At 57.9% G+C, this 15,893-nt stretch carries 11 protein-coding genes and 1 pseudogene (1 of these 12 only partly in view); 4 read left to right on the forward strand and 8 right to left on the reverse strand.

The genetic code is table 11. The features are described from left to right. On the forward strand, positions 1–862 hold the 3' portion of the coding sequence (locus ACTG2O_RS01360) for an NnrS family protein (RefSeq protein WP_026034916.1). Its footprint begins 335 nt before the window's first position; 862 of the gene's 1,197 nt are visible here — the last part of the coding sequence; the start codon falls outside the window, past its left edge; it ends in the stop codon at positions 860–862. A gap of 16 nt (positions 863–878) precedes the next feature. On the opposite strand, the gene ACTG2O_RS01365 is transcribed toward ACTG2O_RS01360, so the two are convergent. Further along, a complete protein-coding gene (locus tag ACTG2O_RS01365) occupies positions 879–1,448 on the reverse strand; it encodes a helix-turn-helix domain-containing protein (RefSeq protein ID WP_019445207.1) in 570 nt (189 codons plus the stop codon). A 119-nt stretch (positions 1,449–1,567) separates the two neighbouring features. Here ACTG2O_RS01365 and ACTG2O_RS01370 point away from each other — a divergent pair, with 119 nt between their 5' ends. Together ACTG2O_RS01370 and ACTG2O_RS01375 are read left to right on the forward strand one after the other, a co-directional pair. After that, positions 1,568–2,743, forward strand: coding sequence for a benzoate/H(+) symporter BenE family transporter (locus tag ACTG2O_RS01370; RefSeq protein WP_439975246.1), 1,176 nt, complete (start codon positions 1,568–1,570; stop codon positions 2,741–2,743). 122 nt (positions 2,744–2,865) lie between these two features. Continuing rightward, positions 2,866–3,930, forward strand: a complete 1,065-nt coding sequence (locus ACTG2O_RS01375) for a DUF3103 family protein (RefSeq protein ID WP_021231648.1) — start codon at positions 2,866–2,868, stop codon at positions 3,928–3,930. Positions 3,931–3,980: 50 nt separating this feature from the next. Here the strand turns inward: ACTG2O_RS01375 and metF are convergent, their stop codons facing one another. Further along, positions 3,981–4,889: a methylenetetrahydrofolate reductase gene (gene metF, locus ACTG2O_RS01380; protein WP_439975247.1), complete on the reverse strand. Its 909-nt coding sequence runs from the start codon at positions 4,887–4,889 to the stop codon at positions 3,981–3,983. Positions 4,890–5,218: 329 nt separating this feature from the next. On the opposite strand from metF, the gene ACTG2O_RS01385 reads away from it, so the two are divergent. Then, positions 5,219–6,019 carry a GNAT family N-acetyltransferase gene (locus tag ACTG2O_RS01385; RefSeq protein ID WP_258721854.1) on the forward strand — a complete coding sequence of 267 codons (801 nt, stop codon included), beginning with the start codon at positions 5,219–5,221 and terminating at the stop codon, positions 6,017–6,019. Between the two features lie 73 nt (positions 6,020–6,092). On the opposite strand, the gene ACTG2O_RS01390 is transcribed toward ACTG2O_RS01385, so the two are convergent. From ACTG2O_RS01390 to ACTG2O_RS01415, 6 genes and pseudogenes are all read right to left on the reverse strand, one after another. Then, the gene (locus ACTG2O_RS01390) at positions 6,093–7,562 is read right to left on the reverse strand and encodes an ABC transporter substrate-binding protein (protein WP_429186250.1); all 1,470 of its coding nucleotides are present in this window, start codon (positions 7,560–7,562) and stop codon (positions 6,093–6,095) included. Between the two features lie 8 nt (positions 7,563–7,570). Further along, complete coding sequence (locus ACTG2O_RS01395) at positions 7,571–9,550, reverse strand: HAMP domain-containing methyl-accepting chemotaxis protein (RefSeq protein ID WP_439975248.1); 1,980 nt, start codon at positions 9,548–9,550, stop codon at positions 7,571–7,573. A gap of 222 nt (positions 9,551–9,772) precedes the next feature. Beyond that, positions 9,773–10,366: an OmpW family outer membrane protein gene (locus ACTG2O_RS01400; protein ID WP_019445202.1), complete on the reverse strand. Its 594-nt coding sequence runs from the start codon at positions 10,364–10,366 to the stop codon at positions 9,773–9,775. 457 nt (positions 10,367–10,823) lie between these two features. After that, positions 10,824–12,496: pseudogene (locus ACTG2O_RS01405) on the reverse strand (sensor domain-containing diguanylate cyclase). Positions 12,497–12,617: 121 nt separating this feature from the next. Then, positions 12,618–15,446: an excinuclease ABC subunit UvrA gene (gene uvrA, locus ACTG2O_RS01410; protein ID WP_439975249.1), complete on the reverse strand. Its 2,829-nt coding sequence runs from the start codon at positions 15,444–15,446 to the stop codon at positions 12,618–12,620. An 89-nt stretch (positions 15,447–15,535) separates the two neighbouring features. After that, a complete protein-coding gene (locus ACTG2O_RS01415) occupies positions 15,536–15,850 on the reverse strand; it encodes a curli-like amyloid fiber formation chaperone CsgH (RefSeq protein ID WP_439975250.1) in 315 nt (104 codons plus the stop codon). Positions 15,851–15,893: the final 43 nt, after the last annotated feature.

Consider the following 15,893-nt stretch of genomic DNA (forward strand, 5'->3'; position numbering starts at 1 on the left):
TGAAGAGAATACGCTCCTGATGGCGGCAGACCTGCTCTGGTTGCCGCTTTGCACCTGGTTCCTTGCCAAGCCTATCTTGATAACCCGGCAATGGCGCAACCTCTTCTTCGTGCCCCTGTTGCTGATACTGACCTTGCTCAATGGTGCCAGCTGGTTATGGCAGGCCGATTGGACCACCGTTGAGCACCTATTGATTACCACTGTGCTGTTGTTTACCACCCTGATCGCCGTGATGGGGGGAAGGGTGATTCCGTTCTTCACCGCCCGGGCAACCGGTCAGGAGAAAGCTGCACCTCTACTCTGGCTGGAACGGACTGCGCTCGCGGCACTGTGGCTTATATTGCTCTGCTGGTTGCTGCTCCCCACTCAATGGGTCACCAGCATATATATAGTGCCTCTCTATATAGTGGCGGCGAGTTTGCATCTGTGGCGACAACTGCGTTGGCATCTGCCATCGACCGTTGCGCATCCTCTGCTGTGGTCACTCCATCTCGCCTATCTGTTTATCCCTCTTGGCCTGCTCGCCCTTGCGGCACATAGCGCGGGTCTGCCCATCACGTTGTCGATGGCCAGTCACCTGCTCAGCGCAGGCTGTATGGGCACCATGATCCTGGGCATGATTGCGCGAGTCTCCCTCGGCCATAGCGGTCGGGCCTTGCTGATAGGACGCAGGATCACTGGCGCATTCGCCCTGGTCATCGCTGCCGCTACAATGCGGGTGGCGATTCCGCTGTTCTGGCCTGCTTATACCCTGCATGGCTGGAACCTCAGCGCGCTTGCCTGGATCGCTGCTTATGGTCTGTTTGTCTGGGTCTATACCCCGATACTGATCCGCCCCAGAGCAGATGGTCGACCGGGTTGATGACTGCGGAACATGTTCAGGGTGTTGCCACCGGATAGTGGATGAGGTTGTGGAAAATCGCCGGGGCTATGCCCAGATTGCGATAACCGTGGGGACGGTCGGCAGCAAAACGCACAGCCTCCCCTTGCACCAATGAACGCCACTCCCCTTCCACCAGCACCTCCATCATGCCACTTATGACGATGACATGTTCGGTCACTCCCGGCTCATGGGGCTCGGATTCACGCTGGTAACCCGGCAACAGGGTCAGCTCAAGCAATTCGAAGCCAAACCGGTTTTCATAAGGGAAGAGCGGAGCCACTTGCATGCCCTCTCCCGCTGGCTGCTGGCGAATGGCATCGGCGGTGCGATAGAGCACCTCAGCCTGCGCGGCGGGTGTGGGCTCAATGAAACTGGAAAATGAGACTCGAAAACCGGTGGCTATCTTCCACAGCGTCGCCACCGTTGGGCTGGACTCTCCCCGCTCAATCTGCCCCAGCATCGCTTTGCTGACACCCGTTTCGCGCGCGGCGGCATCCAGGCTCCAACCGCGCTCGCTGCGTAGCCCCTTCAGTCGAGCAGCCAGATGCTGACTCATCTCTTGCATAACTGCCTCTTTATTACTCTTGCACGATGCGCCTTGTGCGCTATAGCGCACGACGATATAGTCAAAGCTGTATTGTACGTAATAACGCACAGCGCGTCACAACGCCAAGAGGAAGAGTCATGCCCTTCGCCATCCCCCATCTGGTCGCAGGCTTTATCGCCGTGATGGTCGGCTACACCAGTTCCGTTATCCTGATCATCCAGGCCGCCACGGCAGCAGGTGCTGATACTGCCCAAGTTGCCTCCTGGCTCTGGACGCTGGGGATCGGCATGGGGGTGAGCTGCATCGGCCTCTCTCTCTATTACCGCATACCCATACTAACCGCCTGGTCCACACCGGGCGCGGCACTGCTGATCACCACGCTGGGCAACTTCACTCTGGCGGAAGCCATCGGCGCCTTTGTGATCTCGTCCCTGCTGATCACGCTGTGTGGCATCAGCGGCTGGTTCGACCGTTTGATGAAACATATTCCGGCTCCACTGGCCGCCGCCATGCTCGCTGGCGTGCTGCTCAGATTCGGATTGGAGCTGTTCAAGGTCGCCCAGCAAGATCCCTTGCTGCTTGGCACCCTGCTGCTGGCCTTCCTGCTGGGTCGTCATCTCTGGCCCCGCTATACCATGGTGCTAGTACTGGGAGTGGGGATGCTGATCTGCAGCGTGCGGGGGGATTTGCAAATGGGCACCCTTCACTGGCAACTCGCCAGCCCGGTCTGGACATGGCCAGCCTTCTCCCTTGATGCTCTGTTTGGTATCGCGCTGCAGCTGTTCATTGTCACCATGACATCGCAAAACGTGCCGGGAATTGCCATCTTGCGGGCCCATGGCTATCAGCCTGCCACCTCCTCGCTGATCAGCTGGACCGGCCTGACCGGCCTGTTGCTCGCCCCTTTTGGCGGCTATGCCTTCAATCTGGCCGCCATCACTGCCGCCATCTGCATGGGCAAAGAGGTCGACCCGGATACCAAGCGCCGCTGGCCTGCTGCGATTTGGGCGGGTTGCTTTTATCTTGTGACCGGCTGCTTCGGCGCGACCATCGCGGCCCTGTTTAGCGCCTTTCCGGCAGCTCTTGTCACCTGCATCGCCGGATTGGCCCTGCTAGGCACCATCGGCAGCAGCCTGCACTCTGCCTTGCAGCAGGATGAAGCGCGAGAAGCTGCGCTGCTCACCTTTATCATTACCGCGTCCGGGATCAGCCTGCTCGGCATCGCGGCAGCCTGCTGGGGTCTGCTGATTGGTCTGGTTATCTATCAGTTCCAATTATATCGACAAAGGAATCAATTGAACCTCAAACCGTGAACCTCTGCACACTATCCAGATAAAATGATTCACAAGTGAAACTAATTTCCTTCTAGTGGCGTCAGGGCACCAATCTTCCCGGACATGGGGCCCTGTCAGGTTCCATGCAACGGAGAATAAAAATGAAAAATCAGGCTGTCTTGTTACTACTGGCCATACTGGGTGCTACGAGCGTCCAGGCTGCCGATACGGATCGAGAGCTGGCTCGCCAGCTCGCACTTCAGCAGAAAAACCTGCTGCCCCTGCTGAGCAATCAGCAATATCAGAGCCCGCTTCCCAACCTGCTGCAGAAGGCCAGCCCACGCCTTAAACGGCAGGCGAGCGATGCCAACCAGGCGGCCATCAGCCGACAAGGACTGGATGGCGAGGTCAAGCAACTGATGCAGTTGCGACTGGCCAACACTGATCAGGCCGCCGCACTGCAACAGGGCGTCGAACCGCTGGTCGCCTACGTTCCTAGTGGGGATGAGAAGAGCTGGAGCGCCATTGAAGCGTTCGATAGTGCTGGCAATCCCGTCTATCTGGATGTGGACAAGGCACCGGCCCGGCCGGTTCTGGTAGTCGAAGCCGATCCCGTCAAAGCCAAGAACGCAGGCTTGAAGGTGATGCGCAAGGCGCTGGCCGATGCGGATCTGCAAAGCGCTCCGCGAGTGGCGGCCAGCACGGCGCCACTCAAGACCAGTATCCTGAAAAAGATCAGACTGAAGGATGATCAGGAGCCCTGGCTGCTCGGCGCAGCCGAAGTGTATGCAGTGGTCGCAGGGGTCAATCCCAGCCGCGATGAGCCAGTAGTCGATATTGTCGACATGCCCTACCTCGACTATGACAACACAGACTACACCCCCAACCAAATCCTGGTTTACTGGGATCGCTATCGCTGGGGAGCCGTCGACGTGGTGATGATGGAGCAGGATGACAACGTCAACTATAAGGAGCTGAGCGCCCTGCTGATTGAAGCTCTCAAACTCGGCTTTACTGCGGGTGGCGTGCCGGAAGCACTGCCCTTCCTCGATCTCGGCGGTCGCATCGTCAAGGCACTGCCCGACTCCTGGATGACCAACAACGACGACTATCTGGATACCTTCTACACACTGGAGCAGGATCAGGTCTATCGCCAGTATCCGGGGGCTGCCGGTAATGCGGTTATCGATCTTGAGCCAAAAGAGATCGCCCCGACCAGACCTTGATAATCGGCCATAACAAAAAAGCCAATGAGCAACTCATTGGCTTTTTGCTTTTATCGCGGTGACCACAGGTCAACCCTTGGGACGAACCCCAGAGTATGGCAGATGGCATAGGTCAGCTCGGAGCGGTTCAGGGTATAGAAGTGGAAATCCTTCACCCCTTCCTGACTCAGCACGCGCACCTGATCGATGGCGATGCTCGCCCCCACCAGATTGCGGGTCATCTGATCGTTATCAAGCCCCTCGAAACGCTGATGCATCCAGCGCGGGATCTTCACGTTGGTAAAACCGGCAAACTTGGCCAGAGTCTGGTAGTTGGAGACCGGCAGGATCCCCGGCACGATTTCGGCATCGATGCCGATGGCGGCGCAGCGATCCCGAAAGCGCAAGTAAGTTTCCACATCGAAGAAGAACTGGGTGATGGCGCGGTTGGCACCGGCATCAATCTTGCGCTTGAGGTTGAGCAGGTCGGATTGTGCACTCTTGGCCTCCGGGTGCCCTTCCGGATAGGCGGCAACCGAGATATCGAAGTCCGCCTCTGACTTGAGCAGAGCAACCAGATCGGTGGCATACATATCCGGCTTCTCCAACCCCTGCGGCAAGTCACCGCGCAGAGCCACAATATGGCGAATGCCGCTGTTCCAGTAATCGCGGGCGATGGTGCGCAATTCGTCGCGGCTGGCATCGATACAGGTCAGGTGAGGCGCCGCAATCAGGCCTGTCCGTTCCTTGATGTCCTTGATCACCTTGTGGGTGCGATCACGGGTGCCGGAGTTGGCACCATAGGTGACGGAGACGAACTTGGGTTCCAGTACCTTCAGCCGTTCGATGGACTGCCAGAGGGTATTCTCCATCCCTTCGCTGTTGGGCGGAAAAAACTCGAAACTGACCGATATATCGCCATTCAAATCTGCCAAGCTCTGGTTGAGCGCCTCAACCTGACGTGCACTGTGAAATCCCATCTGCTCTTCTCCCTGTCCTGCAATCCATCTGTCTACGTCAAAACGGATGTTTGGACGTCTAAACGTCTTTATATTTATGGGCAAAACGACACAAAGTCAACAGAGATTTACCTCACATCCGATCTGACGAACTTCATATTTACAAAATTAACGGTACGTAACCGAAAAGTGCCCATCCCAAAATTGCCCCAGTCGAGTTATGATGGGGGCAGATCGTCCTGGACGTTCTGAATCTGCGTGTGATTGTTTGGCCGGAGGTTTCTCCGGCCCCTTTTCATCTATTTCCCACTCCTGCCGATAACAGAATGAGTCTTTGCAGGAGCACCATCATGGATACCCACCCCGGCTTTGCCACCGACTTGCTGTTCGATCGCTATCAGGGCGAGGTTGTTCAGCACGATCAGTTCTGGGCGGTTCGCACGCCGGATGCTCCCGACTACTACTTCGGCAACTACCTGCTACTCCCCAACCCACCCAGCGACCGTGACAAAGGCTGGCTGGAAGCCACATTTGATCAGCTGATCGGCCAGGATCCTCGAGTGCGCCACCGCACCTTCCAATGGCCACTGGCCGCCGGGCAAAACAGCCGGATCGCCGGTTTTGTCGCAACGGGATACCAATATATGGAGTGCGTGGTACTGGCGCTGGATGAACAGAGCTGCCCACCTCCTCACGACGACATGAACAAGGTTGAGGCACGCACCTTCACTACTGCTGATTGGCCTGAGTGGCTCGACTTCGAACTCAATGAACGGGATGAGGGACACTCGGAACAGAGCTATCTCCCCTATCTGCGATCCCGCCAGGCGCTCTATCAGGCCATGATTGCCGATGGTCTCGGGGACTGGTGGGGGATCTGGAAAGAGGAACAACTGGTCGCCAGCTGTGGCCTCTTCTTTTGCGGCACACTTGGGCGCTTCCAGTTGGTACGCACGCACCATGCGTGGCGCAATCAGGGGTTATGCCGCCAGCTGCTGAGTCAAGTGGCTCGCGCAGGATTATCCCGTGCCAAACAGCTGATCATAGTGGCTGACGAGCATTACCATGCCCAGCGCATTTACCGCTCTCTGGGGTTTGCCCCGGTTGCCCGCATCGGCAGCCTCTGCCGCTGGCCCCACGAAGCACAATAAAGCGATACATGCTGGCCGCGAGCCATAAAAAAACGGGAGGCTGATGCCTCCCGCTCTTATTGATGCAGATGACCTATTGCTGTGGCTGCTGTGGCGCCTCCAGCTCGTTGGAGAGCGCCTGCTCCACCTCATCCGACGGCGCCGGTAATGGGGCAGCGGCCGCTGATGCGGGTTCTGCGGGAGTCACAGCAGGTGACACCACGGCCGATGTTTCACTGGTCGCGGGAGCTGCGGACACCTCAGTCGTCGGCGCTGAAACAGGAGCAGGGGCAACCGCATCACACTGACAATCCGCGCTCTTGGCCTTATTGCCCTGATGAGGGGCATACCAACTCTTCAAGCCACCTTCCAGTCGTTCCGCTGCAGCTTTGGGCTCCATCTTGCCAAGCAGCACCGCCTGACTCACCTCGGCCAGTTCATCCCCCAACTTGGGCGTACCACGGGAGAGGATCTGGGTCGCTACCCGAATGGTCGAGTCACACTGATCGCGCCACTCCATCATCTCTTTGGCCGCCGGATTGGTGACATCGAAAAAGTGGTTGGAGAGGGAGAAGAATCCCGGCAGCGAGTTGGTATAGAGCTCTGCAAATTGCGGCGTCGTCAGCCACTGCAGGAAGGCCATTGCCCCCTCTTTGTTCTTGCTGGCAGGGTTCATCCCCATACCGATATCGGTGTGGTCGGTAAAGAAACAGCCATCACCCTGTTTGGCCACCGGCGGACGCATGACGCCAAAATCGACCTTGCCGGTGAAGGGGGCAATCTCCCAGGATCCCGCCACATAGAAGGCTGCCTTGCCGGAGGTGAACAGCTCGTTACTGGTCACATAATCGCGGCTCTCGCCACCTTCACCTAGGTAGGAACGCCAGCGGGCCAGCTCGTCGAACACCTTCACATATTGCGGGTTGTCCAACCGCTCCTGCCCGCCGATCAGTGCCAGACGGCCGTCCTCCCCTTTCCAGTAGTTGGGGCCAATGTTCTGGAACCCCAGTTCGGAGGCAACCCAGCTCTCGGAACCGCTCATGGCCAGCGGCACATAGCGACCGTCGGCCTTGATCTTGTCCAGCACAGCGAAGAACTGATCGCGGGTTTGCGGCAAGGTGAGTCCCAACTCACTGAAGATCTTCTTGTTATAGAAGAAACCATGGATCACCGAGGCCATCGGCACGCAGAAAGTCTGGGCACCGGAATCCGTCTGCCAGGGTGACTGGGCAAAACTCGGAAAGTTCTCCATCCCTGCCATTTCGGTCAGCTCGGCCAGATGGCCCGCCTTGAACAGGGCGAGCGAGTCATCAAACGGACGACAGGTAATGAGATCCCCCGCCTTACCGCCTTTCAGGCTCTCCCACAGAGTGGGCATGTAGTTGACGTTCTGCACCGGATGAAAACTCACCTTGATGCCGGGATGCGCCGCTTCAAACGCCGGGATGATTTTCTGCTCCCACAACGCCTTGTCATCGGTTCGCCAGCTTTCAATCACCAGCTCGCTGGCCATCAGCTGGCCACACAACAGGAGACTCAGGGCTCCAATCCACTTTTTAGACATAAGCCCTCCTAGACCTTGAAATGTGCGATCAATTGCTGCTGTTTGGCGACCAGGTCGGCCAGCACTTCGCTGCTGCTGGCGGATTCGCGCGCCTCCCGCTCTGTCTCGTATGCCACATCGGCAATACCGGCGATATGACGAGCGACCCCCTGACTGACGGAGATCTGCTCCTGAGCGGCATGGGCCACCTGATCAGCCATCGACTTGATGGCCCCCATCCGCTCGGCAATGGATTGCAGCGCCACATCCATCTCGCGGGTCTGCTCGACACAGCTCTGGGTCTGCTCCTGGCTGCGCCCCATCACTTCAACCACATGCTTGCTGGAGCTCTGCAGGTTCTCAATCATCCCCTGGATCTCTTCGGTCGAAGTCTGGGTGCGATTGGCCAGCGCCCGTACCTCATCGGCCACCACCGCAAAACCGCGGCCGGCATCGCCAGCACGGGCCGCTTCGATGGCGGCGTTCAAGGCCAGCAGGTTGGTCTGCTCGGCGATGCTGCGGATCACATCGAGAATGCTGCCAATGTTGTTACTGAATTCGCCCAGCTTGTAGGTGATCCCGACCGCTTCCTCCATGGCGCCAGCCAGCTGCTCGGTGATCCGGCGAGTGGTGGCCACTTTCTGGCGACCATTGCGCGCCTCTTCATCGGCCAGGTCCACTTCCCGCTTGGTGCCATCGGTAGAGCGGGCCACCTCGGTGGCGCTCACTTCCAGCTCGGTAATGGCGGCGGCCACCTGATCGGTCTGGCTCTTCTGCTCTTGCACCCGGGACATGGCCCGTTCGCTGATCTCGGCGGCGCGGCTCGCTTCATCCACCAGATGACGGGAGCCCGCATTGATTTGAGAGAGCAGCTCGCCGGTCTTGCCCGCCAGCGTATCAATAGAGCGAGAGAGGCTGCCAAATTCGCAACTGCTGCGGTAGTTGATGCGGCGGGTCATGTCGCCGGCCGCCATGTAATCGAGCTCCTTGTTGATCATCTGCAACGGGCGCTGAATGCTGCGCGCAGTGGTATAACCGATCACCAGCGCCGCAGCGGCCGACATAGCGGCAACCACCAGGATCCAGAAGCTGGCGCTACTGACCGCTGCATCGGCATTGATCCGGCTATCGCTGGCGATGGCTCCGGCAGACTTGCCCATCTCATCGAGCAAATTGAGGCTGTTGGCCAGACTGGCATCCAGCTGCTGATTTTGCGTGGCCAGCGACAGCGCCAGTTGCTGAGCCTGACGCATGGTAGCCAACAAGCCCTGAGCGCCGAGCGCCAGCTCCTGCATCCGATCCAGATTGGAGACAAAGCGCGCTTTCACATCATCGGGCACCAGCACCCGCTCCAACCGCTTGCGGGCCATCTCGATATCCTTGCTGAGTACCTTTTCCAGCTCGTTCAGGTCGGTTTTGGCATCGGCACGACGGATATTCTTCAGGTCGCGGGCGATACCCGAGGTAATAAGCTCCGCCTTGTTGCGCATGGAGCGTTTGCTGGCGGTCTGTTGCAGCAGCAAATCCGCCGCCCACTGGTAGGTATCCTCAAGGCGGATAAATTCCATCTCCAACTTGCGGCGCTGCTCCAGTGCACTGACCCACTGCCGATGCTGGGCCAACACCTGATCCGCCAAGCCATAAAATTGGGTGGTAGCACTCTCGACCTGCTGGAAGCGGGCACGAGCATCCGCTACGTCGGTAAATTTACCCATCTCCTGACTCAGCTGGGCGAAGCGGTTCTGCTGCTCCTTGAACTGATTGGCCAGCTGCGGCAACTGGGCGGCATCTTCACTGGTGCGGTAGACAAGCACCCAGCGGTTACTATCCTGCAGTGCCCCCTTGAGACCTGCGACAGCCACGACCAGCGGGGTTGCCCGGTCAGATACGGCAGAGAGGCCGTCATTTATACCCTTGATTTTAAAGGTACTGATCACACCAAGCAGGATCAGCAACAGCAGCATCAACACGAATCCGGCGATGATCCGCTGCACGATAGATAAGCCCATGGAGACATCCTCACTCATTGGGGGAAGGTAAAGTGAACATAGTCACTATCGGCAGGGGTGGCGAATAACTGAAATAAAGCGGTAGGTATTTAATTGATTTGTATCGGGTTGGATCACAGTACAGACAAAATCAGCCATACGAAAAAAGCCCGGCACAAGCCGGGCTGAAAGAGACGTACTTTGCTATCTTCCGCGGTCCGTTCAGAACCGCAGTCAGAATCATTAGAAGCGGTAGCCCGCACCAACCATGAAGACCATTGGGTCAATCTTGGTTTTGATTCCATCTCCACCGTTTACATGCACATCAGTGTCGATATCCATGATCCAGGCTGAGCCGTTGACAAACCAGCGGTCAGTGATCGCCATATCGATACCAACCTGACCAGCAACACCCCAAGAATCATCCAGGCTCACATCGCTGTTGGTCAGAGGGCCACGACCTTTCTCGTCAAAGAAATTGGTGTAGTTAACACCAACACCGACGTACGGACGAACCTTGCTCTGGGCATCGCCAAAATAGTACTGAGCCATCAGGGTTGGCGGCAGATGCTTGACCTTGGCTACTTCGGTATCGCCAATCTTCACTGAATGGGAGAATGGGGTAGCAGCCAGCAACTCAACGCCGAAGTTATCTGTAGCCATATAGGTCAAAGTCAAACCCAGCTGAGCATTGTCATTGATTTCAAAGCTGTTACCACTGTCTTGTGGAGACACTACAGCCAAACCACCACGAACCAGAATATCGCCAGCCTGATGGGCCATGGCGAAAGGAGAGGTCACTGCAGCGGCAATCATCAGAGGAAGTAATTTTTTCATCACGTAATCCCTTTTTTGTTTTCATTTGATGCTGTAAGCCCGCTGACTATATGCCCTTGTAAATGCAAAGTTATTGACTTGGAGCAAAGGTTGCACAGAAATAAATCGATTGGTGTGACATCTTTGCGCACCATCCCAATCTCGTTGAGTCCCCAGAAAACAAGCCGAAATACCTGTTTCGACAGGTTGTAACTACCCGCACCCAGCGCCAAAAGGAGCAAACAAACCACACCTTATTGCGCGGCAGAGCGGCTATTAATTGTTGTTAATATGGGCAAATCAGCGTATTTTTTGCGCCATACAAGTTACTGGGAAGTAATGGTTTATTTATGAAAAATGAGTCGAAATGGCAAAAGGTGGGGGCCTTTCTCGCAGCCGTGTGGGGAATCGGATCCTTTCTCTTTATCCTGCTCGGTTTTATTGTCGCCCTGGCCTATCTGGTATTGGTACGGCAGGGTTAATCCGGATTGATAGAGTGCAGCAGGGTGATATGCCCCCCTTCGGCAAGCTGTTCCGGAGTCTGGCCCATTCCCTCAGCAGAGAGGCTACCTGCGTAGCCACACCACCGATTTCGCCCGCCGACTTTGGCCTGATACAGCGCCATGTCAGCCAGTTTGAAGCTATGACTCCAGAATGAATCCGGACACTCGGGTGCAACGGATAGCGGCAGAACCCCAGCGACACCGTCAACCTGAGTGGCGCATCCTCTCTGCCAAAGCGGTGCTGAGCGACACGCTGGCGCAGATATTCGACCCGCAACGCCAACTCTTGCTCGTCATCCACTTGTAGCAGCAACAAGAACTCCTCCCCGCCCAACCGGATGATCGGCTCGCGCTCTCCTGTCACCACCTTGCGCAGCAGATCCGCCAACTGTTTCAGCACCAGATCCCCGATGTCATGGCCAAGGCGGTCATTGATCCGCTTGAAATGATCCAGATCCAGCAGCAATAACAGACAAGGTTTGGCCCGGTTGGCCTGCAACCAACCATCGAGATAGCGACGATTGAAACAACGGGTCAAGGGGTCGGTGAATGCAGCCATCTCCATCTGGCTGGATTTTTCCAACAAATCATCGTGTTGCTGACTGACCTTGCTGGCCATCTCCTTGAACTTGCCGCTCAGGGTCGCCATCTCGGCGCTGCTGTCGATATAGGGGATCAAGGTGGCATCTGGCCGATCGCCAAAGCGTTGCAGCGCCGACACCAGCTGCTGCAACGGGGTAAGCACAATGCTATTGAGCCGATACATGGCGATCATGACGCAGATAAAACTGATAAACAGCATGCCGATAAAGGTCCAGAGCGCCCCCTCCATGACACCACTCAAGATCTTTCTCTCCTCCTCAATCACCAGAGTCAGCACCGGCTGGTTATCGCTGTTGAGCAGTCGCACCTCTCCCCTAAGCCGGGTGAGCCCAAGGTCGATCAGGCGATACGTTATTTGCGGTTTCAGTTGTTTGAAGGTAGCGGTGATATCCAGATTGGCGTGGGAAATCGCCAGAGGCAGCGCGGTACGCTCCGATACCTGCTCGAGATAGGCCTTGTCGAGCCAACGTACAACCAGCAAGAAACCGTTGAACGGTGCCGACTCGTCACTGTTTCTGATCGGCTGCCACGAGTACATCAGCGGCCCCCACTGGGAAGCACGGATCCCGTGCAGATTGATGCCCCCTTGCGCCACCGAGCGCGCCCTTAACTGCTTTTTCAGTTCATCAAGGAAGTAGGGAAACTGGTCCGGATTGATCCCCGGCGCATCGGGTAGCAGGGTGCGCGTCCAGATTTCGTAGCCGGTGAGATCCATGAAGCTCATCAGGTTGAGACTAAAATCCCGCATCGGCATATCACTGAACAGGTTGGATTCGATGTACGCCCTGCTTTTGTTGTCCATAAAACGGTGACTGTCATCCCAGATGCCCCAATCCCGACTGAATGCATCCAGAGCGGCCACATCCGCCTGCACCGCCTTGGTCACGCGCAGCAGATGCTCCTTCATTCGCTGCTCTTCAATCCGGCTGGCAGCCGGGATTTGGGCCCACGCCAGCAGGACCAGCAATAGCAGGATCGCCCCCAGCCAGATGGGGAACATGGAGTAAGCCAACTGATGATCAATCGTGCGCGGAGCCTGAGCCATAACCCGATATATCCATTACCATGATGCTGAGATGCCAAGCCTGCCCACACTTGACGAGCTTCCCCCTATGCTCCCGATTTTTATAACAAAAAGGGGCCAAAGGCCCCTCGATTATAACGGCTTATCGCGCCAATAGCGGTCGTAAAAAACGAGCTGTATGAGACTCTTTATTAGCGCAAATCTCCTCCGGCGTCCCCGTCACCAGAATGCGGCCACCACCGGCGCCTCCCTCTGGCCCCAAATCGACAATCCAGTCGGCAGTTTTTACCACATCAAGGTTGTGCTCGATGATGACGATGGTGTTACCGCGATCCCGCAGCTGGTGCAACACCTTGAGCAGTTGCTGGATGTCGTGGAAGTGCAGGCCGGTGGTCGGCTCATCCAGAATATAGAGGGTCTGACCGGTATCCCGCTTGGAGAGCTCCCGCGCCAGCTTGACCCGCTGCGCCTCCCCGCCCGACAAGGTAGTAGCAGACTGGCCGAGACGGATATAGGAGAGGCCCACGTCCATCAGGGTCTGCAGCTTGCGCGCCACCGCCGGCACCGGATCGAAGAACTCGCGGGCATCTTCCACCGTCATCTCGAGGATTTCGTGGATATTCTTGCCCTTGTACTTCACCTCCAGGGTCTCGCGGTTGTAGCGCTTGCCCTTGCAGACATCGCACGGCACGTAGACATCCGGCAGGAAGTGCATCTCTACCTTGATGACGCCATCCCCCTGACACGCCTCGCAGCGGCCCCCCTTCACGTTGAAGGAGAAGCGGCCCGGCTGGTAGCCGCGCGAACGCGCCTCCTGGGTGCCGGAGAGCAGCTCGCGGATCGGAGTGAACAGACCGGTATAGGTGGCCGGGTTGGAGCGCGGGGTACGACCGATGGGGCTCTGGTCGATATCCACCACCTTGTCCAGATGCTCCAGCCCCTCGACGCTGCGATAGGGCGCCGGGGTGGACTCGGTGGCCTTGTTAAGCTCGCGGTGGGCGATGCGGAACAGGGTGTCATTGATCAGGGTCGACTTGCCGGAACCGGAGACGCCAGTCACGCAGGTCATCACCCCGATGGGCAGATCAAGATTGACGTTGCGCAGGTTGTTGCCGCTTGCCCCCTTGAGTTTCAACCACTTGCCGGTGAGCGGCGTGCGCTTGGCGGGAATGGCGATCTGCTTGCGACCGGAGAGGTAGTCACCGGTCAGCGATTCCGGATTGTCGATGATCTGCTGGGGGGTGCCCTGCGCAACAATTTCGCCGCCATGCACACCCGCCCCCGGGCCGATATCGAGCACGTGGTCGGCGAGGCGGATGGCATCCTCGTCGTGCTCCACCACGATCACCGTGTTGCCGAGATCGCGTAGATGGGTGAGGGTCTTGAGCAACCGCTCGTTGTCGCGCTGATGCAGACCGATGGAAGGCTCATCGAGTACATACATGACGCCCACCAGCCCGGCACCGATCTGGCTGGCCAGTCGAATGCGCTGCGCTTCGCCGCCGGAGAGGGTCTCGGCGCTGCGCGACAGGCTCAGGTAGTTGAGACCCACATTCACCAGGAAGCCAAGCCGCTCGACGATCTCTTTCAAGATCTTCTCGGCGATCTGGGCGCGCTGTCCGGTGAGGTTCAGCCCTTCGAAGAAGGCGAGCGCATCGCCGATAGACTGCTCGGCGATGGCCGGCAGGTTGCGGTTGTCGACGAAGACGTGACGCGCCTCTTCCCGCAGTCGGCTGCCACCGCAGCTGGTACAGGATTTGTTGGCGATGTATTTGGAGAGCTCTTCACGCACCGAGTTGGACTCGGTTTCCCGGTAGCGTCGCTCCATGTTGTACAGGATCCCCTCGAACGGGTGCTTGCGCACCACCACATCGCCGCGATCGTTCATGTAGCGGAACTCGATCTCGGTGCGACCGGAGCCGCGCAGGATCACCTCCTGGGTCTTGACCGGCAGATCCTCCCACGGCGTCTCCAGATCGAACTTGTAGTGCTCGGAGAGGGATTTCAGCATCTGGAAGTAGTAGAAGCTGCGCTTGTCCCAACCACGGATGGCGCCGTTGGCCAGACTGATGGCCGGATCGCCGATCACCTTGGCCGGATCGAAATATTGCTGTACCCCGAGGCCATCGCAGGTCGGGCAGGCACCGGCCGGGTTGTTGAAGGAGAAGATGCGCGGCTCCAGCTCCGACATGGAGTAGCCGCACTCCGGGCAGGCGAAGTTGGCGGAGAAGGTCATGGGGGCGACCCCCTCCTCCTCGTCCATCGGCACTACCAGTACTATGCCGCCGGAGAGGGTCAGCGCCGTCTCGAACGACTCGGCCAAACGCAAGGCAAGGTCCTCGCGCACCTTGAAGCGATCCACCACCACCTCGATGGTGTGCTTCTTGTGCAGCTCCAGCGTAGGAGGATCGGAGAGATCGCACACCTCGCCGTCGATACGGGCACGGATGTAGCCCTGGGCCGCCAGATTCTCCAGCAGCTTGGTGTGTTCCCCCTTGCGATCACGCACCACCGGGGCCAGCAGCATCAGCTTGCTCCCCTCCGGCTGGGCCAGCACCTGATCCACCATCTGGCTGATGGTTTGGGCGGCGAGCGGAATGGCGTGAGTCGGACAGCGGGGCTCACCGACCCGGGCGAACAGCAGACGCAGGTAGTCGTAGATCTCGGTGATGGTGCCGACGGTCGAGCGCGGGTTGTGGGAGGTGGACTTCTGCTCGATGGAAATGGCGGGCGAGAGCCCCTCGATATGGTCGACATCCGGCTTCTCCATCAGGGAGAGGAACTGGCGGGCATAGGCGGAGAGGGACTCCACATAGCGACGCTGCCCCTCGGCATAGAGGGTATCGAACGCCAGAGAGGATTTGCCCGAGCCGGAGAGGCCGGTGACCACGATCAGCTTGTCGCGGGGCAGGGTCAGATTGATGTTCTTGAGGTTGTGGGTGCGAGCACCCCGGACCACGATCTTTTCCATCTTGTTGCACGCTCGATACAGAAACCTGAGCGAGTCAGTATGGCATAGAGACTACTGGATGAATAGACAGTCATGAGATGAAATGCGCATCATCCGGCGCACGCCATCTGCTCTTTTTTCTCCACCAGCAGCCGCTCGTTTTGCCATATCCGGGCAGTGACCTCGACCTGATAGGGGCAACGCAAACCCAGCCCAATTTTGCCAGCCGCCATGACCACTCCAGCCTGCAGCGACAGATTGCGACTCTGGCGCTGAGTCGTGCTCCCGGCCACCCCTTCGCCATGCACCAGCAACCTGACACTCACCGTCACGTCGCGCTTGCTTAGCAGCGTCGGTGCAAGTGACAACCCCTGTTCGCTCTGCACCATATTGAGGGACAAGCGGATCGACGGTTCGGGTTCCATCTCAGTGTTTCTTGTACTTGCTGGGGTCGCGACGCGATGGACC

It is taken from the genome of Aeromonas sp. 61P (assembly GCF_051919545.1).
Lineage (GTDB): Bacteria > Pseudomonadota > Gammaproteobacteria > Enterobacterales > Aeromonadaceae > Aeromonas > Aeromonas veronii.